General features: G+C 40.4%; 2 protein-coding genes. Both read right to left on the bottom strand.

Annotation, left to right across the window (positions count from 1 at the left end; all coding sequences use genetic code 11):
• Positions 1-31: 31 nt before the first annotated feature.
• Complete coding sequence (locus tag FD37_RS07735) at positions 32-898, bottom strand: IS3 family transposase (protein WP_235807864.1); 867 nt, start codon at positions 896-898, stop codon at positions 32-34.
• Positions 898-1,259 (bottom strand): helix-turn-helix domain-containing protein (locus FD37_RS13165; RefSeq protein WP_235807863.1); only part of this gene is annotated, 362 nt, incomplete at its 5' end. The genes FD37_RS07735 and FD37_RS13165, both read right to left, overlap by 1 nt.

Raw genomic sequence — 1,259 nt, 5'->3', positions numbered from 1 at the left:
TGAAGTGAACCCCATAAGTTGGAGTGAATTTCTACGCCACTAACTGGCTGGTATGTTCCCGGTATTTTACCGGGGACATACCAGCCAGTTTTGCTTTTATCCGACGATGATTGTAATAGTCAATGTAGTTAGTAATGCCGGATTCTAACTCTTTGTAATTCTTATATCGGTGATTATGAACCGTGCCAACTTTAAGAATGTGAAAAATGCTTTCTGCTACTGCGTTATCTAGGCATGTGGCCTTACGGCTCATGCTTTGGAAAATATGGGCTCGTTGAAGAATGTTCACGTATCTATGATTTTGATATTGAAAGCCTTGGTCTGAATGAATTGTCATTCGATACGGTAAATCTGGCCGTTTTGCTAGTAGTCGTTTAAGCGGGCGTGTTACGAAGTCGACCGTTGGTTTACGATCAATGGCCCATTCAATAATTTCTCCGTTGTAGAGGTCAATATAAGCTGTAAAGTACGCACGCTCGTTAACAGTTTGCTCGCCCCAACGAACCTCAGTCACGTCGGTAACGACCTTTTGGAATGCTCGATCTGTCTTAAAACGACGTCGTAAGCGGTTATGGGCAATTTTACCAACATTTCCCTTATAAGAGTTGTATTTCTTGGTACGCCGATTAAACGCCTGACATAGTAAGTTATTTTCACGCATGATACGAAGTACGGCTTTGTGATTAGCTTGGATTCCTTTATTTTTAAGAGCCAGAGTGACTGTTCGATATCCATAATCTGGATTATTTAAACGAATACTTCTAATCTCATCAACTAACGTTGATGAGTTCGCTTGATATTTGCGATGACGAGCATCATGATAACTGCTACTCGACATTCTTGCCGCCTTTAAAACCACAACTAATTTAACATCGAATTTGCGCCTTAACTCAGTAATTAGCTGGGCTTTTTCTTGGTTTGAGATTTTTTCTGTGCCAAGGCTTCGAGTTTTTCCAAGTAGGCTACCCGTATCCGCAAGAGTTCATTTTCTTCCTGAAGCTGCTTCAAAGTTTTAGATTGCTTGGATTTATCCGTCATTTTTAAAGACCGTCCTTTGAATGGCTTAAGACGTCCCTCAATCAACTTTCGCTCCCAATCCCAGATCATCACTGGATGTTTTAATTTGAAATGGGCTGCGGTTGTTGGGTATGAAGCACGATGTTCTTGTCGCCATTTGATAACCTTGATTTTAAAGGAATAGTCGTAAAATGTCTTCTTTGAATGATTTTCTAACCCCTGAATTCCAAAGAGTTTAAAGT

It is taken from the genome of Levilactobacillus spicheri DSM 15429 (assembly GCF_001435095.1).
GTDB classification, from domain to species: Bacteria; Bacillota; Bacilli; order Lactobacillales; family Lactobacillaceae; genus Levilactobacillus; species Levilactobacillus spicheri.
Note: the sequence above shows the minus strand (reverse complement) of the source record. Positions and strands in the feature narration are given on the sequence as shown.